This window comes from Thalassobacillus sp. CUG 92003 (assembly GCF_013618635.1).
In the GTDB taxonomy this organism is placed as follows: Bacteria; Bacillota; Bacilli; order Bacillales; family Halobacillaceae; genus CUG-92003.
The window spans coordinates 157,285-181,527 of record NZ_JABLSJ010000008.1 but is presented as its reverse complement, the minus strand read 5'-3'; the positions used below and the strand labels follow the sequence as shown (position 1 = coordinate 181,527).

Genomic DNA, 24,243 nt, shown 5'->3' with positions numbered 1-24,243 from the left:
TAGAGAAAAGGAAGGGGAGTATGACAGTGAATCGAGAAACACACCATTTATTCAAGACATTGACTGAATTGCCGGGAGCACCTGGTAACGAAACGCAAATTAAACAATTTATGAAAGAAGAGTTGACGAAATACTCCGATGACATTATTCAGGACCGTCTCGGTGGCGTATTCGGTGTTAGACATGGCGAAGGACCTAGAGTCATGGTGGCCGGCCATATGGATGAAGTTGGTTTTATGGTGACCCACATCACTAAAAATGGCATGGTAAGGTTTCAGCCTCTTGGAGGTTGGTGGAGCCAGGTTTTACTTGCTCAGCGTGTTCAAATTGTGACGGAAACAGGTTCAGTAGTGGGGGTGATCGGCTCAACACCTCCGCATAATTTAACTCCTGAACAACGAAAAAAGCCGATGGAAATAGACGATATGTTAATAGATATAGGGGCAGATGATAAGGAAGATGCCGAAGCGATAGGGGTTAAACCAGGCCAGCAAATCGTACCGGTTTGTCCTTATACACCTATGGCGAATGATAAGAAGGTTATGGCTAAAGCATGGGATAATCGGTACGGATGCGGTCTCTCTATTGAACTATTAAAAGAATTAGAAGGTTACAGCCTTCCCAACCAACTTTTTTCAGGCGCCACCGTCCAGGAAGAAGTTGGTTTGCGTGGAGCCCAAGTAGCAGCTAATATGATTCAACCTGATATATTTTATGCGCTCGATGCTTCTCCTGCCAATGACATGGAAGGGAAAGATGACGAGTTCGGTCAACTTGGAAAAGGCGCATTACTCCGCATATTTGATAGATCGATGGTCCCCCATCGTGGCATTCGGGATTTTATCCTGGATACCGCTGAATCTGAAGATATTCCTTATCAGTATTTTGTATCCCAGGGCGGGACTGATGCCGGACGTGTCCATATTGCAAATGAAGGTGTACCATCAGCTGTCATAGGGGTATGTTCAAGGTACATTCATACGTCGTCTTCCATCATTCATGTAGATGATTATGAGGCAGCCAAGGAACTACTTCTCAAAGTTGTGAAAAGCACGGATTCCAACGCTCTTGAGCAGATTCATTCCAATGTATAAGCACAGCTTGACTTCATATGCTATGATGTCCAAAGAATGACTACGTAACGGATCGTTATGGAAAGGTGAATCTTACTATGAAGATATATATCGGCACAAAAAATCCAGCGAAAATAGAATCGGTAAATCGTGTTTTTTCAGAACATGATGTTGTCGAAGGAATTGAAGTGGAATCCAAAGTATCTGCTCAACCATATTCTGACGAAGAGACACTTGAAGGAGCCATTAACCGTGCCAGAGAATGTGTGAACTTCAAAAAAACAGCACTGGGCATCGGACTTGAAGGAGGCGTAATGGAATTAGGCGGAGAGATATTTTTATGTAACTGGGGAGCGTTAGTCGACCAGCATGAAAACGTCTATACGGCCAGTGGAGCAAGAATTCCTCTTCCTGAAAGTATTCAATCGGGTCTGGAAAAAGGACGTGAACTTGGGGACCTGATCGATGAATTCGTCGGGAAACAAGAAGTGAGCAAAAATGAAGGAGCAGTCGGTGTATTTACCGTTGGGCTAGTCAGTCGAACGGACATGTTTGAGCATGTGGTTAAACTGTTGAAAGGTCAATGGGATTATGATCAAAATAGGTGAGTTCACATGAAGAGAGTATAGTGTGGAACATAGCGTGTCGATAGTCTTTAAAAACCAATAAGATGTGGGATAACAGACGAGCTGTGATGATTAACCAGCATGTGTACAAACTGAATAGGTTGAACACAATAACTTTAATCTAGAAATACGCTCTGAGCTATAAAGGCTCAGAGCGTATCTGGTTCCATCACTTATTCATCTAACCTTAGAAGATGATGTGATTTTTATGCTCAGCTTCATTCATATATATATGCAAGTGCTGCAATGGCCTGGTCAATCGACGTAACGGTTATGTTTGCTTTGTTTGATAACTCTTTTAAAGGATGAATCAGGGTTTCAGGACGAATGATAATCGTCGGCTTATCTAATTGGAGCGCAGTGCTTGCGTCCATGGCGGTATTCCATTGTTTATATTTTTCCCCGAATAAAGCTATGACAATATCAGATTTTTGCATCAAGACGTGTGTCCGGAAATTATTGATGCTCGAAGCTGCATCATCACGCAGCAGGTGATTGGGCTGTTCACCTAGAATATCTTCACCGATTTGATCGGAGCGGTCATGATTAACTTGGGGGCTGACAAAATCGAGAGGCAGCTGCTGTTCATGAGCTTTCCCCTTCAACTGCTCTCTCCAGTCATCATGAATTTGTCCTGCCAAATAAACGGTTAATCGCATGTGCATACCTCCTTTTTGTTTAGTGTAGACCTTCCCTTCATCTCGCTACGATAAACGAAGCCCGTTCTAGAAAATATGGCACTTTAGTAACATGAATGTAACTTGTAATCATGCAAATCCGTTGTATGATGGTGATATAAAGTAAGTTACAGGAGGATCTATTTCAGATGCTTAAGAAGTCAGGATTACTTATATTTTTGGTAGGGTTCATTCTTTCAGGCTGTAATTGGTTCATGTCTGAAGAAGATGCGTTAGAAAAAGCGGAAGAGAATTCTGAGAAGACTTTTAAGCGTGAAGCAATTGAACCGAATTATAAATCTGATTCATTTGGCATGTATGTGCCCGAAACGATGGCTGTAGAAGATGAATCAGAGAACAACATCGTATTGAGCGAAGAGGAAGACCAAAACTTCATTCTTTTCTATAATGCGATGGAAGAGCAGTCTAGTCGATTAAATTATAAGACGGCTGCTTCTGCTCAAAACGAAGCGTTGCTCTTAGAATCCTTTGAAACTGAAGGACGCTTCGGGTATGTAAGAGTGTTACCGATGAATGAAGAAGAAAGGTATGAATTACAGGTAGGGATTGGCGGTACGAAAATGACTACTTTTACAAAAAAAGCTCAACTCCCAGAAGATGCGGAGAAAATGATGGAAATCGTCAATTCCCTTGCATTTGCGTCATGACAAATGCCACCGAGTAACGTATATCATGAGCGTAGTCAAAACACACAGACTCCCTCCTATGGGAACAGCACGAGCCGAAGATCCCGTAGAATAGCGTTCTTTGCTTTTCGAGCTGATGCCGTCCTCGTGGAAAGAGATGTGTCTTGACGGAGCGGTCACTGAACGCCTTACTTAAAACACAAAAATGCCGAACATTTTGTTCGGCATTTTTGTGTTTTATTCAGCTTTGTCCCAGATGGAGGTTGGTTGTGGCAGTTGGCTAAAGGAAATCATTTACGAGGTTAATCGTGTATGACCATCATTGTTATGGTCCTCGTCTTCCTCTAAGTTTTCCGCGCTGGCGGCGACCTCATCGTTTGCTGAGTGGTTACCTTCTTCTATTTCACTCATTTCATTCTCGATGGTTTCATCTTCACCAGGTTCAGCTTCATGATCTTCTGATTCATGTGTGAATGCTGCGGGATAGACAGAGGCTTCCGCTTCTTCGTTTCCTATGACAAACTGACTTACTTCTGCTTCCAATTCCTGTGACAGTCCTTGCAGGTCTTCAGCGGAATGGTTGACGTTTGCCATCGAATCGAGTTGGTGTTCACTAGAAGCTGCCACCTCCTCCGCTGTAGCAACTGCTTGTTCAGAAATGACACTGATATCTTGAAGTTTTAATTTAACATCTTCATTTACATGTTCGACATCTTGAACAGAGGCTTGGACGTGTTTGATTTGCTGGTTCATATCCATAACATGCTCAGAAATTCTCTCAAAAGCTTGTTTCGTCTGGTTCACCGCTTCATCCTGAGACGATTGGTATGTTTCAAAGTGCTGAGCTTCACGTGAAAGCTCTTGCATTTGGGTCGACATGGTATGAACAAGTGATTGAATATCGCGCGCTTCATTTTTAGAACGTTCAGCAAGCTTGCGGACTTCATCAGCTACGACAGCAAACCCTTTGCCTGCTTCACCGGCTCGTGCCGATTCAATAGCAGCATTTAAAGCGAGTAAGTTAGTGCTGTCAGCTATTTCTTCAATGGTTGTGACTATTTTTTTTACTTGCTCGGATTGCTCATTGGCTGATTGGACTTCATTCGATAAATGTGAAGCAAGGTCTATGAAAGAACGTGAAGTAGTTTCGAGTTCTTCTACTGTCTGCATCCCGGAAACACCGTCCGCTTTTGCCGACTTTATTCGCTCACTGATTTCCTCAGATGCTTCGTTCGTGTATCCAATGGCTTTTGTAACATTTTGGATCAATTGATTGCTCTCATCTATTTTCTGGGCTTGATCTTGAGAGCCGATAGCTACTTGGTTGATGGCTTCATTTACTTCTTGAGCTTGCTGGGTCGTCTGATCGGAAACTGTGGCTAAGTGATTGGAGGATTCACCTAAAACCCCCGCCGCTTTCCGCACATGATGCAACGATTGTTCCATTCGACCAGCCATATGATTGAAATATTCACCCAGTTCAGCCATCTCATCGTGAGAATCTACTTTAACACGGTGTGATAAATCGCCATCCCCAATAATTTCAGCACTTGATTTTAATGAGTTAATAGATCGGTTGATTGAGCGTATGAGGATGAATCCTGTTATGAAGGTGATGAGAATAGCGACTGCACCAATAATAGCCAGGAGTAACATCATCATAGTTTTAGCTTGTGCCTGATCATCCACTAGTTGAGTATTGATATTTTCAGCGGTAACGACGACGTCATTCATCTGGTTTGCCATTTCACTTGATATATCTTCAAAAGACGAACGGATTGTATTAGCCTGCGTCATTGTATCATTGATGGAATTGATGGTTTGTTCATATTTCAACAAACCACGTTCTAATTCACTCTCTTGATTTGACGGCAGTTCTTGAATGTCGATAGTCTCTTTAAAGCTGTCAGCCCCCGCTGTGAACTTATCAAGATTTTCTTCATTTGGATTGTTTATAAAGGCTTGTTCAAGCACCTTCATGTTAAGGACGGCATTCATTAAATCCGGTCGATCACTTTCATTAATAATCGTTTCAAAGTCGTTATATGATTGATTGATAAATTGGTGCAGACCTTCCGTTTCTGAAAAACCTACCACTTCAAACATGTTGATTAAAGGCACCATTTCTTCTTCATACTTGATGGCACTATTATGTATAGCTGAAAAGCGTTCCGCAATTTCCGGATACCCCTGATAGGTTTCTGCGTGTTCTTGTGCAGTCGTCTTGACTCTGTTAATGGATGTTTCCATCGCTTTGGCATTATCTTCACCAGGATTGTAGAAAAATGCTTCCTGCTTTTCCCCGGTGTCTTTCATTAAATACTTTATTTCCTCACTGGCTGTCAAAGCACCTTGAACATGTCTGCTTTTATCAGCCATATTACTCTGCTGGTTAAAAAAGTAGGCTGAAAAAGCGATAAGTACGATCAAGCTGATTAATGATAATACCAGAATCAGCCGTATTCTGCTGCGGATGGTTTTCACGTCGTTCCCTCCTCTAGAAATTACAAAGCTTATGTAAGGACATCGACTTCTGAAAAATTAAAAGTCTTATACTACGTTATTATAGATCTAATTATTCATAAAAACAACACAATTAATCTTAAAACTAATAATATTGATCTAGTGTTAATATCGGCCAATAGCTTCATATATTTACACGTGTATTTACACAATGCGTGGAATTGTGTAAGATAATAGACGGTTATTGAAAGGAGAGAGAGTATGAAACGCTTTTTAGATAGAAAGGGCATTCTACTATCCTGGCATGCTTATGTCATTACGGCATTAAGCTATATGGCTTTAGGACTATTTTCCTCATTAATTATTGGTTTAATTATGAAAACCCTTGGCGACCAGGTGGGACTGACCCCGTTAGTAGAAATGGGCGAGTTGGCTATGGATTCCAGAATGTGGGGAGGAGCAATCGGGGTCGCGATTGCATATGGCTTAAAAGCTCCCCCTCTGGTGATTTTTTCAGCTCTATTAAGCGGGGCTTTTGGTGCTGAATTAGGGGGGCCGGCGGGTAGTTACGTCTCTGCATTGATTGCAACCGAATTCGGGAAGATGATCAGCAAAGAAACACGTGTTGATATTATCTTGACCCCCTTCTTAACCATTGTTATCGGTTTTACGGCGGCAAGTTTCATCGGTCCCCCCATCGATGCATTCATGACTGGATTTGGAAGTATCATTAATTGGGCGACACTGCAGCAGCCCTTTATCATGGGTATCATTGTGGCTGTTTTAATGGGATGGGCGTTAACCGCTCCTATATCAAGTCTGGCGATCGCTCTTATGCTGTCCTTAGAAGGCATAGCTGCAGGTGCTGCTACAGTTGGTTGTGCCGCCCAAATGATCGGATTTGCAACCATTAGTTATCGTGACAACGGGATAGGGGGATGGTTAGCTCAAGGCATCGGGACTTCTATGCTTCAAGTAGCAAACGTTATCAAAAAACCGATTCTTATTTTACCCCCGACCATTACCGGCGCAATTTTAGCACCGATTGCTACTGTCTGGTTAACTTTAGAAAATAATGCATCAGGAGCTGGTATGGGAACGAGTGGATTTGTCGGGCAGATTATGACATTTGAATCGATGGGATTCTCTTGGAGTATTGTGTGGGCTGTATTGATTTTGCACATTGTGGCTCCAGCTATAATCAGTTATATCCTTGGGGTCTGGTTCATGAAAAAAGGCTGGATCTCACCAGGAGATATGAAGATTGAATATGATTAAGTTTATGATAAGATTGAGTTTAGGTGACGCTTGTCCAATCGAGCAAAAGCTGTGCATTTACGCATAGCTTTTTTTGCTGGCATTTCATGACAAGATAAATGTGTGCTGAATGCGTGACAGGACGTGTATGTATGCTAAAATATTAAATGTGAATTTCTTCCCTATTGAAAGGAGGAAGAACGATGAAAATGACGAGTATAAAAATGAAACGTAAACTAGAAGAACGTTTGCAGGAAGCGGACTGGCAAACGATTTATAATCGCGATAAAGACACTTTTCGCATCGAATGGAAAGAGTCAGGCGAAGGTATTACAATTACGCTCCCCAATGTTATTTCCAAATGGGAAGTACGAGGGGAAAAAGCGCTTGATGAGCTAGAGGAACACGTTAAGGAAGCGCTGTATGTCATGAATCAGGTCAATGAACTAGAAGGAAAAGAACAATACATTTTTCCCGTGATTCGAGCTGCATCCTTTCCTACAGAGACCGAGACTGGCAAACAGTTGATCTATTCTGAGCATACTGCCGAAACGCGTATATATTATGCACTCGATTTAGGCAAGACCTATCAATTGATCGATTATGATATGTTGACACGTGAAGGTTGGACCATTGAGAGAATGAAAGAAGTAGCAACCTTCAACGTACGCTCACTAAGTACAGAAATGAAACAGGATGAAGTGTATGGAAATGACTTCTATTTTCTTGCTGCCCAAGACGGTTATGATGCAAGTCGCGTTTTAAATGAAGCGCTTCTTGAAGAGATGAAGGCGCAAGTGAAGGGCGAGCTTGCAATAAGCATTCCCCACCAGGATGTTTTGATCTTTGCGGATGTGCAAAACTCTGAAGGCTATGACATTTTGGCCCAGATGGCGATGAAGTTCTTTGCTGAAGGACGCGTTCCGGTTACATCCTTGTCCTTCCTGTATGACGATAAGCAATTGGAACCTATTTTTATATTGGCTCAAAAGAAACCAAAACGAAATGGGGAAGGGGAATAGCGATGTATGTTTATTATAACCCTAAAGGTGTAGGTGACGTCCTTATCTTTCCAATGGAACAAGGAGAACGGAACCTTATTAAAGAAGAAACGTATGGAGATGTTGTGAAAATAACGGATACTCAAAATGGAAATCTTCTGGGGTATAACATATTCAATTTTTCACACTACCACGTATTTACTGAACACGGTAGACGGACCCTTGATGAAGATTTACTCAACCACATCCAATCTATTTTCACTAAGAATCAGCTCGATGATCACCTTGAGATCGACCTGTCACCGAAGTTTGTCGTCGGCTATGTCGAATCGGTCGAATCGCATGAAAATGCTGATCATTTGAGCGTATGCAGCGTGAATCTAGGAGAAGAACACGTTCAAATCGTGTGCGGCGCTCCTAATATCGCGCCTGATCAAAAAGTGGTCGTGGCAAAAGTCGGGGCAGTTATGCCGAGTGGTATGAAAATAAAAGCTACTCAACTTCGCGGTATCGATTCATATGGCATGATCTGCTCTGCAAAAGAACTGCAACTTCCAGATGCTCCTCAAGAGAAGGGTATATTGGTCCTCGATGACAGCTATGAAATCGGGATGCCTTTTGAAATATGAATAAAAGGTTATCAGGCTCCAGTACTATTTTATGTGCTGGAGTTTTTTGTAGATAAATCACCCGACACTTCCTAGGGAAAACCTGTTAAAATAGTCATATAACTAACTTTGACTGAGAAAGAGTGAATACTATGTGGGATCAATTAAAATATAAACTCAAACAATTATTTGATAGTGATCATGAATCCGGTGATTCGACGTCATCTAATGCTGCTGAGTCTTCCCGTCAACCTGGGGGAGAGACGAAAATGACCTATAAATATCCGAAATCCGGTGCCTTCCGGTTTCCGGTTATTCCTGATGAGAAAAAACATAAAACACATCAAAGGGTACAACCAGAGCCTTCTTCTAAACCAGCCAAGCATGATTACCATGCAAATGTTCACTCGACTGAGCAGCATCAACCGGAACGGAAGGCCGAGGCTGAAAAAAATACAGCTCGGCCGTATTATAAAGAATCGAACAAGACGAACAAAATCGAAGTCAAAGACAATCATCATGCTAACCCATTCACCCCTACTGAAGTACCTTCTCCTATTTACGGGTTCCAAGTTCGCGAAGATTTAAAGCAGACTGAGCTTGAAACGTATTCGCCTGATTCTTGGAATTATCCGCAAGATTTGATCAGAAGCGGCTTGAAAGATGCATCCCGTCAAACAGAAAGTGAGGCGGCTGCTTCTCTTCAAGAAAGTGATACTGAGTCAGAAGAAGTTGCGCCTCATAAAGTTGATAAAAAAGATGAAGATAGCATTGAAACCACAGAAGCCGAACAGGAAGAATTTGCCGGTATTTTTACTGTAGCAGATATTACACAAACCGATAAGAGTGAAGACGAGGAGGAGAAGGAAGAGCAATCGGCCGATCTCGTGTTGGAAAATGAAGAGATGGAGCAAAAGCGTAAAGAGCTTCAAGACGGGCGTTCCGACAATGAAGAGCTGAGAGACGAGACAGATTCGATGCCAGTCCGCGAAGATAGAGAAGCCAGTGAAGCGTCCCAGGAAAAAGAATCAGAGGTCACGGCCGAACCGAGGGCGTCGACCAGAACCGTTCGCCGTTCCGAGCAAGGCTCATCGCAAAGACGCGTGCCTTTCAATGTGATCATGACCCCTCGCGATAAACGGGGGCGTGATACAAAAAAGGTAACGTCAACTAATTCTGAGACGGAGCGGAAGGTTGACCCTGAGAGCGTCGCCACGCCACCACTCTATCTCTTAGATGATGTCGAACGTCGTTCAGAAGAAGACGATACGTGGATGAACGAACAAATGCAGTTGCTAGAGACAACACTTAAGCATTTTAATGTAAAAGCAAAAGTAGTCAATGCTATGAAGGGGCCATCTGTTACGCGGTTTGAAGTCCAGCCGGACCCTGGCGTGAAAGTAAGTAAAATTACGAATTTATCGGATGACATTAAGCTGAGCATGGCTGCGAGTGATATCAGAATAGAAGCCCCCATCCCCGGGAAGCAGGCGATCGGTATTGAAATACCAAATCCGGAAGCTCAAAAGGTTGGGCTGCAAGAAATTTTCGAGTCTCCATCTTTTGAACAGAGCACGTCAGCTCTCTCTGTAGCACTTGGATTGGATATCGGCGGGGAACCTGTGGTAACAAATCTGCAGAAGATGCCTCATGGTCTGATTGCAGGTGCCACGGGTTCAGGCAAAAGCGTCTGTATTAATACGATATTGATCAGTTTGCTGTATAAGGCGCACTACGAAGAAGTGAAGTTTTTACTGATTGATCCTAAAATGGTAGAGTTAGCGCCATACAATGAATTGCCTCATTTAGTATCGCCGGTGATTACCGATGTAAAAGCAGCTACCAGCGCTCTGAAATGGGCTGTGAAAGAGATGGAAGAGCGCTACGAGAAATTTGTCGCAGAAGGCGTGCGTGACGTGGAAAGATTTAATCATAAAATGGTTCAGCAGCAAAGACACGCAGAGAAACTTCCATATTTAGTGATTGTCATTGATGAATTGGCAGATTTAATGATGGTTTCGCCTCAAGATGTCGAAGACGCCATCTGCCGTATCGCACAAAAAGCAAGGGCATGCGGCATGCATTTGCTTGTGGCCACCCAACGCCCTTCTGTGGATGTCATCACTGGTCTGATAAAAGCAAATGTGCCCACCCGGATTGCATTCAGTGTGTCCTCCCAAGTTGATTCACGTACCATATTGGATACGAGCGGAGCCGAGAAATTACTGGGCAAAGGTGATATGCTATTTTCTGAGAATGGTTCAGGTAAATCTGTTAGGATTCAAGGTGCGTTTGTTTCTGAAGAAGAAATTGAACGTGTGACCCAACATGTGAAAAAGACTGCACCGCCTAATTACCTATTTGAACAGAGCGAACTGATTCAACAGGTTGCCTCAGAAGAAGAAACGGATGCACTGTTTGAAGAGGCTGTATCATTTGTCGTCAATCAGCGAGGAGCAAGTGCTTCTTTGCTTCAACGTCGATTTAAGATCGGCTACAACCGTGCAGCGCGCTTGATAGATAAAATGGAAGAATACGGGATTATATCAGAGCAAAAAGGCAGTAAGCCGAGAGATGTTATGATGACCCAAAGCCAAGTGGAAGCGTTCATGAACCCCGATGAATCAAAATTTGAAACGCATTGACACACCAATGATGGTGTCAAAAATACGGCAACTGCCCGCCCTCTGCTTTTCAGGGGGCGGGCGATTGCATGGCGGTATGTCTTTGTGCAGATCGCTTCTTTGCTGAGAGTGACCACAAAATAATGGATAAATATCTTGTGTTCATTCATAAGTTTTTATATCATAAAGGATGAATGATCATTAAAACCAAGATTTTATCTCACGTTAAGGAGAAGAATCATGAAGGAAATTGAACGTAAATTAAACGGTGAAATCAGCCGATTGACTAATGACACCTTTAAGTTTGATGAACGCGTTGGTGAAGGTTGGTTTTCAGCCGTATACTTTTTAAAAACGAAACGAATAGCGGAAGAATACTTACAGGATAACATCGTGACCATGCAATTTTTTCAAAAAGACCATGCTGTGTTGTGCGGGACAGATGAAGCGATTGCTATCTTACATACTTTTGCTGATCACCCTGAGAAGTTGGAGATTCATTCTCTAAAAGACGGGGATAAAATAAGCCCATACGAGTCGGTATTAACGATTACAGGACCTTATCAATATTTCGGTTACCTTGAAGGCATTATTGATGGCATATTAGCCAGGCGGACATCTGTGGCAACGAATGTTTACACTGTTGTCAAAGCAGCGCGCGTATCCGGACGCCAAAAACCGATCATCTTCATGGGTGACCGTGATGATCACTTCACTCAACAAGCGGGTGATGGCTATGCTGCTTTTATTGGAGGTTCAACAGCTCAGGCCACGCATGCGATGAACGAGTGGTGGGGAAAAAAAGGAATGGGAACGATGCCTCACGCCTTGCTGCAAATGTTCCAAGGTGATGTCGTAGCTGCTACAAAGGCGTACCATGAACAATACCCTGAAGACGAACTTATGGCTTTAGTGGACTATAACAATGATGTTATAACAGATTCACTGAGGGTCGCTCACGAGTTCGGTGACACATTGAAAGGGGTAAGAGTCGATACCTCCCGTACCTTGGTAGATAAATATTTTCTGCGCAATCAACATAAAATGGGGACATTCGACCCGCGCGGGGTAAACGCGGAATTGATTTTCGCTTTGCGTAGAGCACTGGATGAAGAAGGCTACCATCATGTGAAGATTGTCGCAAGCGGCGGTTTTACCGAAGACCGCATCAGGGAATTCGAAGAAAGAAAAGTGCCTGTGGATATGTATGGAGTAGGCGGCAGTCTGTTAAAAATAAACATTGGATTTACGGGTGATAATGTGCTGTTGAATGGAAAAGGTGAAGCGAAAGAAGGAAGAAGATATCGCCCCAACCCACGATTAGAAAAAGTCGACCCTAGTGAGGGCTGATGATTTGGTTGGACTTAAGCGCTGCTAAAGAACTCTTTAGTAGCGCTTTTTATTCATTTTTTAGTAAATCGAGACATTCGCCTTTATCGGAAAGGTTTACCGCTTTTTATCCTGTATAATTCGTGGTAAAATAATTTGATATCTGGGATTTAGATTCATCCTATTCAAACCTTTGGGTACACTAATTAGACTGGCCCCAGAAGCAAACCGTACAAAAATGGCAATTTATTTACACGTACATATATTACATTATAGTGATTCACTTCATTTTGGAGGTTCTTGTTTATGACAATTTTCCACTTTATAGGTATTAAAGGAACTGGAATGAGCGCGCTTGCTCAGATACTGCATGATTCCGGGGAACACGTACAAGGATCAGATGTTGATAAACGTTTTTTTACCCAAGATACGCTTGAAGCAAAACATATAGATATTCGACCTTTTTCTAAACATAATATTGAACCGGGTTTGACCGTCATCGCCGGAAATGCCTTCGGGGATGATCATGAGGAAATTGTAGCTGCAAAAAAATTAGGTCTGCCCTATTATAGGTATCATGAGTTTCTTGGTGAATGGTTAGGAAAATATACGAGCGTGGCGGTAACAGGAGCACATGGGAAAACATCGACCACGGGGCTATTGTCTCACGTTCTATCCGAAAATTATCCCACATCTTATTTGATTGGTGACGGAACGGGTAAAGGACACGAACATGCCAAATATTTTGCGTTTGAAGCGTGTGAGTACAGACGTCATTTTCTCGCGTATTATCCGGATTATGCCATAATGACGAATATTGATTTTGATCATCCTGATTATTTCACCAGTATTGACGATGTCTTTCAAGCTTTTCAAGAAATGGCAAAACAAGTCAACAAAGGCATTATCGCTTGTGGTGATGACGAGCATTTACAGCATATCCAGGGTAACGTCCCTGTGCTGTACTATGGGTTTAACGATACAAATGATTTTCAAGCCCAACATGTAGAAGAGACCGAGGATGGCACGACGTTTGATGTATTTGTGCGCAATTCTTATTACGACACGTTCACAATCCCGACTTTCGGCAACCATAATATTTTAAATGCCCTAAGTGTCATCACGTTGTGCCATTATGAAGGGATGTCTGCAGAAGAAATAAAAGTGATCAATTCGTTTAAGGGTGTGAAAAGAAGGTTCACCGAGAAAAACGTAGGTAATCAAGTATTAGTGGATGATTACGCGCATCATCCGATTGAAATAACAGCAACGATTGATTCTGCCCGGAAAAAATATGCTGATCGTTCAGTTGTGGCCATTTTCCAACCTCACACGTATACGCGAACAAAAACGTTCTTGAATGAATTCGCGGAAAGTCTAAAAGAGGCTGATTATATTTTTCTTTGTGATATTTTCGGTTCAGCACGGGAAAATGAAGCTGATTTATCGATTCAACACTTACAGGACCTGATTCCGGACTCTGTGATACTCGATCTTGACCAGACAGAAAGGCTCCAGCAGTTTGACGATAGCGTTTTGTTGTTTATGGGGGCAGGAGATATTCAGAAGTTTCAGGAAGCGTATGAGATGCATACGCTGACGTAAAAAATTTCAGCTCCCTTTGTCCTGGACTGGGGGGGCTAGATTTTTTTTCTAAAAAAAAGGTATAAACGAGGTTCTTAGCGAAACTTTAAATTATAGAGATAGAACGTTTATCCTGACGTTAAGGCGGGTAAACATTAAATCAGAAGTGAATACATAGTTGAAGGAGTGAACAGGGGGATGATTGAACTACTGTACGTAGCCGCCTTAATCGCTGCGGTTGCATTCGCTGTTCTGGTGATATTCTTAGCTAGAACATTGATGGCTGTCAGAAGAACCATGAACAACGTAGCGGATACATTAGAAGGCGTTGAAAAACAAATGGAAGGTATTACATTAGAAACAACTGCACTGTTAAATAAAACAAATAAATTAGCAGAGGACGTGGGTGAAAAATCACAGAAGCTGAACACGCTGGTTGATGGGGTTAAAGGCATAGGAGACTCTGTACAAGACTTCAATCAATCCATCCGCTCTGTATCAAGAAATCTCACATCTTCAGCTGAAAAAAATGGTGACAGTGCGGCACAAGCGATGAAATGGGGACAAGTGGCTATTAATTTATATAAGAAAGCCAAAAAGGAACAAGGTAAATAAATAAGGAGGAAATGAATATGAGTGAAAATCAAAAGCAACAACAAAAGCAGCACAATCAACAAAATGAAGGAAATGGGAGTGGAAGAGACTTTGTCATTGGCTCATTGATCGGTGGTTTGGTCGGCGCTGTTACAGCGTTATTGTTTGCTCCTAAATCCGGAAGAGAACTAAGACACGATATTAATGAAGGATCTGGCTACGTAAAAGAACGTGCAGGTGAATGGAAAGACACCGCTTATGAAAAAGGCGGCGAATGGAAACACCGTGCGGCTGAGTCCACTTCTCACTTGTCCAAAACTGTATCAGAAAAGTCCCAGGACTTAGGTAGTAAAGTGAAGGATTCCACAAAAAATTTACAAGATAAAGTGAAAAATTTCCGAGGAAATGACGACGAAGAAGAAGCTGAAAGAGCTGCACAAGAAGTAGCAGAAGCGATTGAAGAAGCAGCTCAGGAGTTAGAAAAACAGCAAGATTCCACAACCTCATCAAATGTGTAACAGACGAACAAAAGGCGGACTGACTTAAGAGTCCGCCTTTTTAAGAGCTCATTTATAGAAGGGTCTTAAAGTCTCATAACACGATGTGTGTGATAAGGAACTCAGCTAAAGGATGATAAGGAGATGATCATGTGACAGAACGCAGACTCAGCTCGATTGAAGATTTTCAACAAGCTCAAAAAAATGAAGGAGCATTTTGGCTTTTGAAGCATAGTTTGACGTGTCCGATCAGTGCTTCGGCCAAAAAAGAATTTGAGAACTATACAGAGCGTACTCATTTACCCAGTTTTATACTTCACGTGCAAGATTCACGAGCGTTATCGAACCATATAGCCACTGATCAAAATGTAAAGCATGAGTCGCCGCAAGCTTTATTATTTGAGAATGGCTCGGTCCGTTGGCATGATTCACACGGAGGCATCACGCATGATGCGCTTGAAAAAGCTGAGAAGTCTTTCCGATAATTATGTTAAAACATTGCTGATGGTTGCTCTACAATATCCTAATTCATTATAGAAGAAGTACTTGGGTTGGCAAGAAATATTCTTTCAAAGCCAACCTTAGCTCTTTTATCAAATATAAAAGAGGCCATCCAGTTTATTCCACAAGGGTCGTGTATAACATTTTGCTGACAAATCTGTATGAATATCCTCTGAATGGATGACAACAAAGCTAAAGTCAGCTATAATTATCCCTAATTATCTTATTAATATATATAAGGGAGGCCATCTTATGAGTAACGAACAATTGGATAACCTGCGTAATGAGATGAATCAGGTAAACTTGCAGCTTCTTGATTTAATCAATAAACGCGGTGAATTAGTAAAGGAAATCGGTGAAATTAAACAAAAGCAAGGCATTACCCGTTTTGACCCTGTGCGAGAACGGGATATGCTTGATGAGATAACGGATCATAATGAAGGACCGTTTGAGCAGTCAACAATTGAACATCTGTTCAAAGAAATATTCAAAGCAGCCCTAGAATTGCAGGAAGATGATCATCGCAAGGCATTGCTCGTATCCCGTAAGAAAAAGCCAGAAGACACTGTCATCGACATTAAAGGTGAACAAATCGGCAACGGCGAGCCTCATTTCATTATGGGTCCATGTGCCGTAGAAAGTTATGAACAAGTGGCTACGGTTGCAGAAGCTGTGAAAAAACAAGGCATCAAATTGTTACGTGGCGGAGCTTTTAAACCACGTAGCTCTCCTTATGACTTTCAGGGATTAGGTATTGAAGGGCTCCAAATATTAAAACGTGTGGCCGATGAATACGATCTGGCTGTCATTAGTGAAATTGTGAACCCGGCTGATATAGAAAAAGCTATAGACTATATTGATGTCATCCAAATTGGTGCTCGTAACATGCAAAACTTTGAACTCTTGAAAGCAGCAGGAGCCGTTGATAAACCTGTGCTGTTAAAACGAGGGATGTCAGCTACAATATCTGAATTCATTAATGCAGCTGAATACATTATTTCACAAGGGAATGAAAACATTATCCTATGTGAACGTGGTATTCGAACGTATGAAAAAGCGACTCGAAATACACTCGATATCTCCGCTGTTCCGATTTTGAAGAAGGAGACGCACCTACCTGTCCTTGTTGATGTTACCCACTCTACAGGGAGAAGGGATTTGTTGATTCCAACCGCTAAAGCTGCGCTTGCCATTGGTTCTGATGGCGTGATGGCTGAAGTGCACCCTGATCCGGCGGTCGCCCTGTCAGATTCTGCTCAGCAGATGGACGTTGAAACGTTCAACAACTTCATGAAAGAGGTTAGAGGCTGACATGATAGACTAAGACCGATTCTCACCTTTGGGGATCGGTCTTTTTAAAGTGAATAGGATCCCCAAAAATAGAAAGAATGGGGTTAAGAAGGTTAGTTTTACGGGAAAATATAAGATGTGAAGATTGACTGACGTTGCGGAAGCAGGCAGAGTATCGTATCATGGTTTTATGTCATAACCATGTGCGAAATGCTTATGCGATTGACAGGGATTCCACCTGTTATGGAGCAAGCTTTACTTAAGAGTGAACGAGTTAATGTCTATAATCATATTGTTTGAAGGAGGATGCAGAAATGAATGTAACCATATACGACGTAGCAAGGGAAGCGAATGTTTCCATGGCTACAGTTTCCCGCGTGGTGAATGGTAATCCAAACGTAAAGCCGGCGACGCGAAAAAAAGTTCATGATGCGATCGAACGGTTAGGTTATCGACCTAACGCTGTGGCCCGAGGTTTAGCCAGTAAGAAAACAACAACGGTCGGCGTAATCATACCCGACATTTCCAGCATCTTTTTTGCGGAGTTGGCGCGTGGCATCGAAGATATTGCAACGATGTATAATTATAATATCATTTTGAGTAATTCTGATCAGAATAAAGAAAAGGAAATTCATCTGATTAATACCATGCTGGGAAAACAAGTGGACGGCTTGGTGTTTATGGGAGGGAAAATTACCGACGATCATATCCGCGAGTTTAAAAATGCATCGGTACCGATTGCGTTGGCCGCTACGGTTAATGAATCTAAAGAGATTCCCTCTGTAAATATCAATTACGAACAAGCCGCTTATGAAGCTACAGAACTCTTGTTGAGTCATCAAAACAGTCAGGTGGCATTTGTCTCCGGACCTGAAGATACAGAAGTGAATAACCAAAAATTAAACGGTTACCAGCGGGCGATGCATGATTCTGGCCGTGACATTGATCGTAAACTGATTGTTACCGGGGATTATACGTATGATTCTGGGTTGGAAGCATTGGAACAACTTCTTGAGTTAGACAACCGGCCCACAGCAGTATTCGTGGCTTCTGACGAAATGGGACTAGGTGTTATCCATGGAGCACAAGACCGTGGTCTTCGTGTTCCAGAAGACATCGAAGTCTTTGGGTTTGATAATACGCGCCTGGCTACCATGGTGCGGCCGACGCTTTCTACAGTTGTACAGCCGATGTATGATATCGGAGCCGTGTCGATGCGCTTATTGACGAAATTTATGAATAAAGAAGAGGTAGAAGATAAGAGTGTCGTCTTACCTCATCGAATTATCGAAAGGGATTCAACCCAGAACGGATAATAGATAATAAAACGGTCATTTCCATGTTCAGCATGGAAATGACCGTTTTTAATGACCGGATTTCTGGGAGGGCATATTTTTCTGATTATAGATAAGCTGCATGCAACTTTCCAAAACCTTTGCATTTTTTTCTGTAATCTCTTGCTTTCTCGGTATGGCCTTATAGCTATTCGCGACATCGTGCCAAGTGGAAGGAAGAGTGACTGGTGATTTTGGCTGCCAATGGTTACGCCAGTCTTCAGGCAGCTTCCCTTTAAATGGCTGTTCCCCGAGCATAATTTTCCAAATTTGAGCCCATGCACGCGGTACGACGCGCCAAATATCATACCCGCCTCCTCCAAGCGCGATCCATTTGCCTTCACATTTTTCATGGGCAAGCTGGTGGGCTAAGAGAGGAATTTTTTCAAATATGTTCATCGTGCCGCATAGGTGTGTGAGCGGATCCAGGAAATGTGCATCTGCGCCATTTTGCGTAACAATTACATCAGGTTGAAAATAATTGACGATCTCTGTGAAGGCCGATTCGTATAATTCCAAGAAAGATTCATCCTCCGTAAAGGCATCGATAGGGAGGTTGAAAGAATAACCATATCCTTCTTTGAGACCCCTTTCGTTGACATTGCCCGTGCCAGGGAATAAGTAACGGCCCGTCTCGTGTATCGAAAACGTGCACACGCCGGGATCATCATAGAACGCCCATTGTACGCCATCACCATGATGAGCGTCTGTGTCCACATATAGCACGCGATATCCGTACTGCTCTCGAATATACCGGATTCCTACGGCACCATCATTATAAATACAAAACCCTGAAGCTTTTCGTTCAAATCCATGGTGAAGCCCGCCACCTAAATTCAAAGCATGATCATAGTCTCCATCAAGTACAGCATCGATTGCAGCTAAAGTACTTCCGACGAGTAACGAAGAAGCTTCGTGCATATTCGTGAAAATAGGGGTATCTTCAGTACCAATTCCAAATTCCAGACATTCTTCTTCAGTTAATTTTCCCTCGCCTGCTTTTTTCACTGTGTCCACATACTTTCGACTATGTACGAGTTGTATTTCCTCATCAGTTGCGTATCTTGGTGTAATGATCTGCTCGTTAGACAGTGTTCCTGCTTTATCGAGTAAATCTTTCGTCATGACCACACGCGTCTGATTAAAGGGGTGCTCCTCTTGAAATTTGTAATTAACAACATCTGGTGAATAAACGAATCCTGATTTGCACGTCATAAGGACATCCCCGGAAGGTTCGGCCACAAGACTTCATAACCTGCCGATTGTAGATCTGTAATAGTGGGCTTAGGATTCATGGTTTGAATGCGAAATACGAGTATTTTAAATTTCTTATCCGGCTTATAGGGGTAAATGAGGACCGAATTGATATTCATTTTTCTCTTTCCGAAAATTTGAGTCACTTCAGGTAAAATACCAGGTCGGTCAATGACTTTTATTTCAATTTGCGAGCCTTGTTCATGAGTGCCTGTCAACTGGATCAACGTATAGAGAAGATCCTTTTCCGTGATCATCCCGATTAGTTTGTTTTCACGGGTAACGGGAACACAAGCAATCTCGTTATCATAAAAAATAGCTGCTACTTCTTCAACAAAGTCTAGCGGATGTACAGTAATAACAGGAGAAGACATAATGGACTGAATGTCATTTTTCAACGCATTAGCCCCTGACTGACGATCAAAAATCGAAGGGCTGGCATCACGCACATCGCGATCTGAAACGATCCCAACGACCTTATTGTCATCATCTACAATCGGGATATGACGGATGTGGTAGTCATTCAACAATTTTAAAGCGTTTTCAATTGAATCATCGGCTTTTAGTTTGATGATATCTGTCCGCATCATTTCTTCTATTAGCATGTGTGATTACCTCCTTTGAGCCCTGTAGTTTTTTCGTTGCCAAAACCGAAGTTCATCAAATTGTTCGACTGATGATTGAGGGACGTGTTCTCCGATTTTAGCCATTAAACAATTGGCCGGATGAGAAATGATTTCTGGATCATCAGTAGGGTAAGGGGTAAGCCCTCCTGCACCCATCATCCTTTCCATGACTTTGCGATAATTCCATATATTCAATCCGGTACCCTTTAGATCCCAATGCCAATAATACTCGGTTGAAATAATGATATAGTTCTCCATATAAGCGTCTTTCATTGAAACCTTGAGAAGCTGGGACCCGACACCTGTGCCGCGATATTCTGGAATGACTTCAATGGCTCCTAGCTCAATCAAATCCTCCATATTAAGTTTAGACCACCGTTCTAAAGGATCAGGGTGCAAGTATGTAACATACCCGGCAATCAAGTTATCAAGTCGCGCGATAATGATTCTGCCCTCTTTAAAGTCTGCAATGCTTTTGACAGCTTCAAATTGTTTGGCTGGTGGACGGAATGCGTTTAAGTCCCGATGAAATTCATAATGGCTCAGCTGTTCAGAAGAAATAGGTCCTTCAACGATTAAGGTACCGTGTTCGGAATCTATTTCCACAGAATGATAAGATTTTACATGCTCCATTGCTACACCACCTATAAGTAAAATCGCTTCTATTTTACATTATACATCATCTGGTGCATTTTTTAATGTGATGAATTGACAGAATACTGAAATTTTAAAAAGGTCAGGGAAGTTTGTACCTCCCTGACCTTTCCAGACTTAGTTGTTGTTGTCATTATTTTCGTTTTCAGTAGATTCGGAACTGTTACTGGAGTTACCCTCTGCTTCCGAACTGTCAGCTGAACCAGAATCGTTACCGGTATCAGAATTGTCGCCTGATCCATCACCATTATCTGAACCAGAACCACCGTCGGAACCAGAACCATCACCAGAGCCATCCCCGGATCCAGAACCATCGCCGGATCCAGAATCATCCCCGGAGCCTGATCCATCGCCGGATCCAGAATCATCCCCGGAACCAGAGCCATCCCCGGAGCCGGAACCATCGCCAGATCCAGAGCCATCCCCGGAACCAGAGCCATCCCCGGAGCCAGAACCATCACCGGATCCAGAATCATCGCCGGATCCAGAGCCATCCCCGGAACCAGAGCCATCACCGGAGCTTGAACCATCGCCAGATCCAGAGTCCTCCCCAGACCCGGAGTCATTCCCGGAATCAGAATCTTCACCAGATTCGGAATCATCGTTATTACCAGGGGAACCAACCGTGGTTGAACCAGACATTCCGGAGCTTTGGCCGAAGTAGTCGACGGCTCGTACGGCATATACACCTGAACCGGAATAATTCAAGCTGGTACCAGTCGTGCTGCCAACAAGCGTGAATGAACCGTCAGGAGTAGCAGAACGGTACACTCTGTAGCCAACGACATCGTCACTTCCAGAAGCTGACCAATTAATGGACGAGCTGGTGGAGGATACGGAACTCGGAGCAGCAGGTGATTGTCCGTCGTTCTCAATGTCTGAGGAGTTGGTGATAGAACCTGAGCTAGGCAGAGCGACATTGGACCAGGCACCGGAATTTGGTAACAGATGCTCTAACGTTTCAGAATCATCATAGCCATTGTCCTCGAGAAAATCTGGGCTAAGTGTTACCCCGCCACCATCTTCGATGAACTCGGATGGGGTGTTGGGACCAGCCACAACCAAATTACCTTGAACATCAACGAAATCTCCGCTGATCAAGCTGTCATCTTCTTTTGAAGGCGCATATTTAGCATTAAAGAGATCCTTTTCAGTTAATCCTGCATCAGAACATAGGTCTGATGGTGATAATCCGGAAGTTGCGCAGTATGAACGCGTAACGATACTGCCAGGATTTTTGAATCGCTTATCAGGCGCCATTAATTCCGGACGTACATCAGATGCGGCGTTAACGACATCGGCCCATAATGAGGTATTTCTCTGGCTGTAACCTGAGACATCCCCAAGGTCTTCTTTTTGGTCGTACCCCATCCACATGCTGACTGTTACTTTTGGATTTGTGGCCACGAACCAAGTATCCTTGTACTCTTGGGAGGTTCCTGTTTTACCTGCCCAGTCAACCCCGGAATATTTGAGCTCGTTTTTTAGTCCGCCAGCTGTTCCGTAGTCTAAAACATCACGCATCATGTCAATGGTGAGGTAAGAGGTTTGTGGACTGAATACGTCTGTTTTCTTAGTCTCGTGTTCATAAATTGTCTCGCCTTCTTTTGTTTCTATCTTTTCAATCATATACGCATCCACGAATTTACCCATGTTACCGAATGTTGCATAAGCGTTGGTGTTTTCTTCAATGGTGACACCGTTCTGCAAGCCGCCGATAGCAACCGATTCATTGGTGTGGTCCGCCTCGGTCAGCGTCGTGAAGCCCATTTTCTCTAAATAATTTTTAACAGGGTTCTCATCGATAACCTTCATGTAGGATTTTATCGCGGGAATATTATACGATTCTGCCAGAGCGTTTCGGACCGATGTGAATCCATGATAATTGCCTGTGTAGTTGTTTACGTCACTGCCATCGCGCGGATAGTTGTAAGGAACATCGGCAAAGACAGAACCCGGTTGAATCGTACCCATTTCCATGCCGGGTCCATATGCCAGTAGCGGCTTCATGGTACTTCCGTTAGACCGTGTTGCTTCGGTCGCATGGTTTAGCTGTTCAATGTCAAAATCGCGGCCAGGTATAAAAGCAAGGAGTTTACCGGTTGAATTTTCGATAATTGTACTTCCTACTTGAACTGGAATAGATTTTTGGACTTCTTCTCCTGAGTCTGGATCAATAACCGTAATGGTTTTGTCACGAGCATAGCCGTTGTAGTTGTTTTTCACATCTTGAACTGTGTCATACATCTTTTTATCGATAGTAGAATGAATTTGATAGCCGCCTGAACTTAATTGCCGCTCAGCGACTGTTTCATATTCGGCTAAAAGATCGCTATTATTGTCCAGTTCTTCTTTCGTATAGCCATCCTCTTTCGCCAATTGTTCACTAATAATATCGGTTGCCCGCTTCTTCAGTTCAGTCGTCAGAGATGGGTACCGGTCAAACGACGATGGAGAAGGACTGGTCAAATTCTTTTTGACATTATAAGTATCGGCTTCTTCAAATTGAGCTTCCGTAATATAGCCCGATTCCAGCATGCGATCCAAAACGTCATGCATGCGGTTAAGGCCATCTTGCAACCCTTCATCGGATTTTATGCGATGGTCTTTGTTTTCCCGCAAGGAATTACTGAACGGGGTGTAGGCATAAGGATTCTGCGGCATACCGGCAAGGTAAGCAGACTGAGCTAAATTCAATTCGCTTGCACTGACACCGAATACTCCTTGGGCTGCAGCTTCAACACCCGCAATGTTTCGACCATTTGCGTTTCTTCCAAATGGCACGACATTTAGGTAGGCTTCTAAAATTTCATCTTTTTCAAAGAAGCGCTCCACTCTTAAGGCGTTGACCATTTCTTTGGCCTTTCGTTCAAATGATACTTCATTAGTTAGAATTTGATTCTTGACAAGTTGTTGCGTCAACGTACTACCACCTGTTTTTACAGCTGAATTGGTGACTTCCTGCATGACAGCACGCATGACGGCTTTCGGCACAACACCATCGTGTGTGTTGAAATTCTCATCTTCCGTTGCTATCACAGCGTTCTTTAAATGCTCAGAGACATCTGATAAGGCAACTTCTTCGCGGTATAAGTCAGATCGTACTTTTCCTAAGTATTTTTCGTTCGAGAAATACAACTCTGACGTTTCTTCATAATTATAAATATCTTCCTGCATTTCTGCTTTGCTTCGAAGCGGCTCATCTTTAACGAGCGAAGCGAAGTAACCAGCTCCCACTCCGCCAGCGAAAAACAACCCGACAACGCCGAAAATAATAAAGAATAATAGCACATTCCACGTAATATCGTACGTCATGCGAGTGGATTTCTGAATTTTGCCTTCTTTCCAAAGCTTTTTAAGATCAAATCTATTATTGCGATCATGATGTTTGGTCATTTGCTAACCCCCTAAAATTCAACCTATATTATAACACAATTTGATCGGTCTCGACATGCACAAAGAATTGCGTTTTGAGAAAGAATATGATACACATAATAGAGAATTAAATAAATCATAGCGACGAAAGATTGCAGTAGTAAACATATCCCTATGACAGAGAGTTGACGGCAGGTGGAAGTCAGCATACATATGTTTATGAAATACG

The 24,243-nt window shown here is 42.8% G+C and carries 20 protein-coding genes and 1 other annotated feature (1 of these 21 only partly in view); of the genes, 14 read left to right on the top strand and 6 right to left on the bottom strand.

The features are described 5' to 3' along the window. The first annotated feature begins 26 nt into the window (after positions 1-26). On the top strand, positions 27-1,094 hold the full coding sequence (locus HOP45_RS13670; RefSeq protein WP_181349970.1) for a M42 family metallopeptidase: 1,068 nt from the start codon (positions 27-29) through the stop codon (positions 1,092-1,094). Positions 1,095-1,171: 77 nt separating this feature from the next. Beyond that, positions 1,172-1,681 carry a DUF84 family protein gene (locus HOP45_RS13665; RefSeq protein WP_181349926.1) on the top strand — a complete coding sequence of 170 codons (510 nt, stop codon included), beginning with the start codon at positions 1,172-1,174 and terminating at the stop codon, positions 1,679-1,681. Positions 1,682-1,917: 236 nt separating this feature from the next. Here the strand turns inward: HOP45_RS13665 and HOP45_RS13660 are convergent, their stop codons facing one another. Continuing rightward, the gene (locus HOP45_RS13660) at positions 1,918-2,358 is read right to left on the bottom strand and encodes a YtoQ family protein (protein WP_181349925.1); all 441 of its coding nucleotides are present in this window, start codon (positions 2,356-2,358) and stop codon (positions 1,918-1,920) included. 167 nt (positions 2,359-2,525) lie between these two features. On the opposite strand from HOP45_RS13660, the gene HOP45_RS13655 reads away from it, so the two are divergent. Further along, positions 2,526-3,044, top strand: a complete 519-nt coding sequence (locus tag HOP45_RS13655; RefSeq protein WP_181349923.1) for a hypothetical protein — start codon at positions 2,526-2,528, stop codon at positions 3,042-3,044. A 273-nt stretch (positions 3,045-3,317) separates the two neighbouring features. Here HOP45_RS13655 and HOP45_RS21030 read toward each other — a convergent pair whose 3' ends face one another. Beyond that, complete coding sequence (locus tag HOP45_RS21030; protein WP_181349921.1) at positions 3,318-5,507, bottom strand: methyl-accepting chemotaxis protein; 2,190 nt, start codon at positions 5,505-5,507, stop codon at positions 3,318-3,320. A 240-nt stretch (positions 5,508-5,747) separates the two neighbouring features. On the opposite strand from HOP45_RS21030, the gene HOP45_RS13645 reads away from it, so the two are divergent. The 11 genes from HOP45_RS13645 (at position 5,748) to ccpA (ending at position 18,087) form a co-directional block, all read left to right on the top strand. Continuing rightward, entirely contained in the window at positions 5,748-6,764 is a 1,017-nt protein-coding gene (locus tag HOP45_RS13645; protein WP_181349920.1) for a PTS sugar transporter subunit IIC, read from the top strand. 182 nt (positions 6,765-6,946) lie between these two features. Continuing rightward, positions 6,947-7,765 (top strand): DUF1444 domain-containing protein, encoded by an 819-nt coding sequence (locus HOP45_RS13640; RefSeq protein WP_181349918.1) that lies wholly within the window; start codon positions 6,947-6,949, stop codon positions 7,763-7,765. 2 nt (positions 7,766-7,767) lie between these two features. Continuing rightward, positions 7,768-8,373: a YtpR family tRNA-binding protein gene (gene ytpR / locus HOP45_RS13635; RefSeq protein ID WP_181349916.1), complete on the top strand. Its 606-nt coding sequence runs from the start codon at positions 7,768-7,770 to the stop codon at positions 8,371-8,373. Positions 8,374-8,504: 131 nt separating this feature from the next. Further along, a complete protein-coding gene (locus tag HOP45_RS13630) occupies positions 8,505-10,997 on the top strand; it encodes a DNA translocase FtsK (protein WP_181349915.1) in 2,493 nt (830 codons plus the stop codon). A 219-nt stretch (positions 10,998-11,216) separates the two neighbouring features. Next, on the top strand, positions 11,217-12,326 hold the full coding sequence (locus HOP45_RS13625) for a nicotinate phosphoribosyltransferase (RefSeq protein WP_181349913.1): 1,110 nt from the start codon (positions 11,217-11,219) through the stop codon (positions 12,324-12,326). Between the two features lie 285 nt (positions 12,327-12,611). After that, positions 12,612-13,910 carry a UDP-N-acetylmuramate--L-alanine ligase gene (gene murC / locus HOP45_RS13620; RefSeq protein ID WP_181349911.1) on the top strand — a complete coding sequence of 433 codons (1,299 nt, stop codon included), beginning with the start codon at positions 12,612-12,614 and terminating at the stop codon, positions 13,908-13,910. A gap of 177 nt (positions 13,911-14,087) precedes the next feature. After that, complete coding sequence (locus HOP45_RS13615; protein WP_181349909.1) at positions 14,088-14,504, top strand: DUF948 domain-containing protein; 417 nt, start codon at positions 14,088-14,090, stop codon at positions 14,502-14,504. 17 nt (positions 14,505-14,521) lie between these two features. Then, positions 14,522-15,001: a YtxH domain-containing protein gene (locus HOP45_RS13610; RefSeq protein ID WP_181349907.1), complete on the top strand. Its 480-nt coding sequence runs from the start codon at positions 14,522-14,524 to the stop codon at positions 14,999-15,001. A 131-nt stretch (positions 15,002-15,132) separates the two neighbouring features. Continuing rightward, a complete protein-coding gene (ytxJ, locus tag HOP45_RS13605; RefSeq protein WP_181349906.1) occupies positions 15,133-15,465 on the top strand; it encodes a bacillithiol system redox-active protein YtxJ in 333 nt (110 codons plus the stop codon). 268 nt (positions 15,466-15,733) lie between these two features. Beyond that, positions 15,734-16,792: a bifunctional 3-deoxy-7-phosphoheptulonate synthase/chorismate mutase gene (locus HOP45_RS13600; protein WP_181349904.1), complete on the top strand. Its 1,059-nt coding sequence runs from the start codon at positions 15,734-15,736 to the stop codon at positions 16,790-16,792. A gap of 293 nt (positions 16,793-17,085) precedes the next feature. Further along, a complete protein-coding gene (ccpA, locus tag HOP45_RS13595) occupies positions 17,086-18,087 on the top strand; it encodes a catabolite control protein A (protein WP_181349902.1) in 1,002 nt (333 codons plus the stop codon). A 48-nt stretch (positions 18,088-18,135) separates the two neighbouring features. On the opposite strand, the gene HOP45_RS13590 is transcribed toward ccpA, so the two are convergent. The 4 genes from HOP45_RS13590 to HOP45_RS13575 all read right to left on the bottom strand — a co-directional run bounded on the left by HOP45_RS13590 (position 18,136) and on the right by HOP45_RS13575 (position 24,035). Further along, on the bottom strand, positions 18,136-19,320 hold the full coding sequence (locus tag HOP45_RS13590) for an acetoin utilization protein AcuC (protein WP_181349900.1): 1,185 nt from the start codon (positions 19,318-19,320) through the stop codon (positions 18,136-18,138). Then, positions 19,317-19,964: an acetoin utilization AcuB family protein gene (locus HOP45_RS13585; RefSeq protein WP_181349898.1), complete on the bottom strand. Its 648-nt coding sequence runs from the start codon at positions 19,962-19,964 to the stop codon at positions 19,317-19,319. The genes HOP45_RS13590 and HOP45_RS13585 overlap by 4 nt, the downstream gene beginning before the upstream one ends. A gap of 6 nt (positions 19,965-19,970) precedes the next feature. Beyond that, on the bottom strand, positions 19,971-20,618 hold the full coding sequence (locus HOP45_RS13580) for a GNAT family N-acetyltransferase (protein ID WP_181349896.1): 648 nt from the start codon (positions 20,616-20,618) through the stop codon (positions 19,971-19,973). A 138-nt stretch (positions 20,619-20,756) separates the two neighbouring features. Beyond that, the gene (locus tag HOP45_RS13575) at positions 20,757-24,035 is read right to left on the bottom strand and encodes a transglycosylase domain-containing protein (protein ID WP_181349894.1); all 3,279 of its coding nucleotides are present in this window, start codon (positions 24,033-24,035) and stop codon (positions 20,757-20,759) included. Positions 24,036-24,149: 114 nt separating this feature from the next. Then, positions 24,150-24,243: a binding site (T-box leader), on the top strand (it continues 112 nt past the right edge of the window).

What these genes read in the sequence shown, in the direction of transcription:
- murC (WP_181349911.1), top strand. Translation starts at nt 12,612, where the DNA reads ATGACAATTTTCCACTTTATAGGTATTAAAGGAACTGGAATGAGCGCG.
- HOP45_RS13610 (WP_181349907.1), top strand. Translation starts at nt 14,522, where the DNA reads ATGAGTGAAAATCAAAAGCAACAACAAAAGCAGCACAATCAACAAAAT.
- HOP45_RS13665 (WP_181349926.1), top strand. Translation starts at nt 1,172, where the DNA reads ATGAAGATATATATCGGCACAAAAAATCCAGCGAAAATAGAATCGGTA.
- HOP45_RS13655 (WP_181349923.1), top strand. Translation starts at nt 2,526, where the DNA reads ATGCTTAAGAAGTCAGGATTACTTATATTTTTGGTAGGGTTCATTCTT.
- HOP45_RS13645 (WP_181349920.1), top strand. Translation starts at nt 5,748, where the DNA reads ATGAAACGCTTTTTAGATAGAAAGGGCATTCTACTATCCTGGCATGCT.
- HOP45_RS13600 (WP_181349904.1), top strand. Translation starts at nt 15,734, where the DNA reads ATGAGTAACGAACAATTGGATAACCTGCGTAATGAGATGAATCAGGTA.
- HOP45_RS13615 (WP_181349909.1), top strand. Translation starts at nt 14,088, where the DNA reads ATGATTGAACTACTGTACGTAGCCGCCTTAATCGCTGCGGTTGCATTC.
- ytpR (WP_181349916.1), top strand. Translation starts at nt 7,768, where the DNA reads ATGTATGTTTATTATAACCCTAAAGGTGTAGGTGACGTCCTTATCTTT.
- HOP45_RS13630 (WP_181349915.1), top strand. Translation starts at nt 8,505, where the DNA reads ATGTGGGATCAATTAAAATATAAACTCAAACAATTATTTGATAGTGAT.
- HOP45_RS13660 (WP_181349925.1), bottom strand. Translation starts at nt 2,358, where the DNA reads ATGCGATTAACCGTTTATTTGGCAGGACAAATTCATGATGACTGGAGA.
- HOP45_RS13585 (WP_181349898.1), bottom strand. Translation starts at nt 19,964, where the DNA reads ATGCTAATAGAAGAAATGATGCGGACAGATATCATCAAACTAAAAGCC.
- HOP45_RS13580 (WP_181349896.1), bottom strand. Translation starts at nt 20,618, where the DNA reads ATGGAGCATGTAAAATCTTATCATTCTGTGGAAATAGATTCCGAACAC.
- HOP45_RS13625 (WP_181349913.1), top strand. Translation starts at nt 11,217, where the DNA reads ATGAAGGAAATTGAACGTAAATTAAACGGTGAAATCAGCCGATTGACT.
- HOP45_RS13640 (WP_181349918.1), top strand. Translation starts at nt 6,947, where the DNA reads ATGAAAATGACGAGTATAAAAATGAAACGTAAACTAGAAGAACGTTTG.
- HOP45_RS13575 (WP_181349894.1), bottom strand. Translation starts at nt 24,035, where the DNA reads ATGACCAAACATCATGATCGCAATAATAGATTTGATCTTAAAAAGCTT.
- HOP45_RS13590 (WP_181349900.1), bottom strand. Translation starts at nt 19,320, where the DNA reads ATGACGTGCAAATCAGGATTCGTTTATTCACCAGATGTTGTTAATTAC.
- ccpA (WP_181349902.1), top strand. Translation starts at nt 17,086, where the DNA reads ATGAATGTAACCATATACGACGTAGCAAGGGAAGCGAATGTTTCCATG.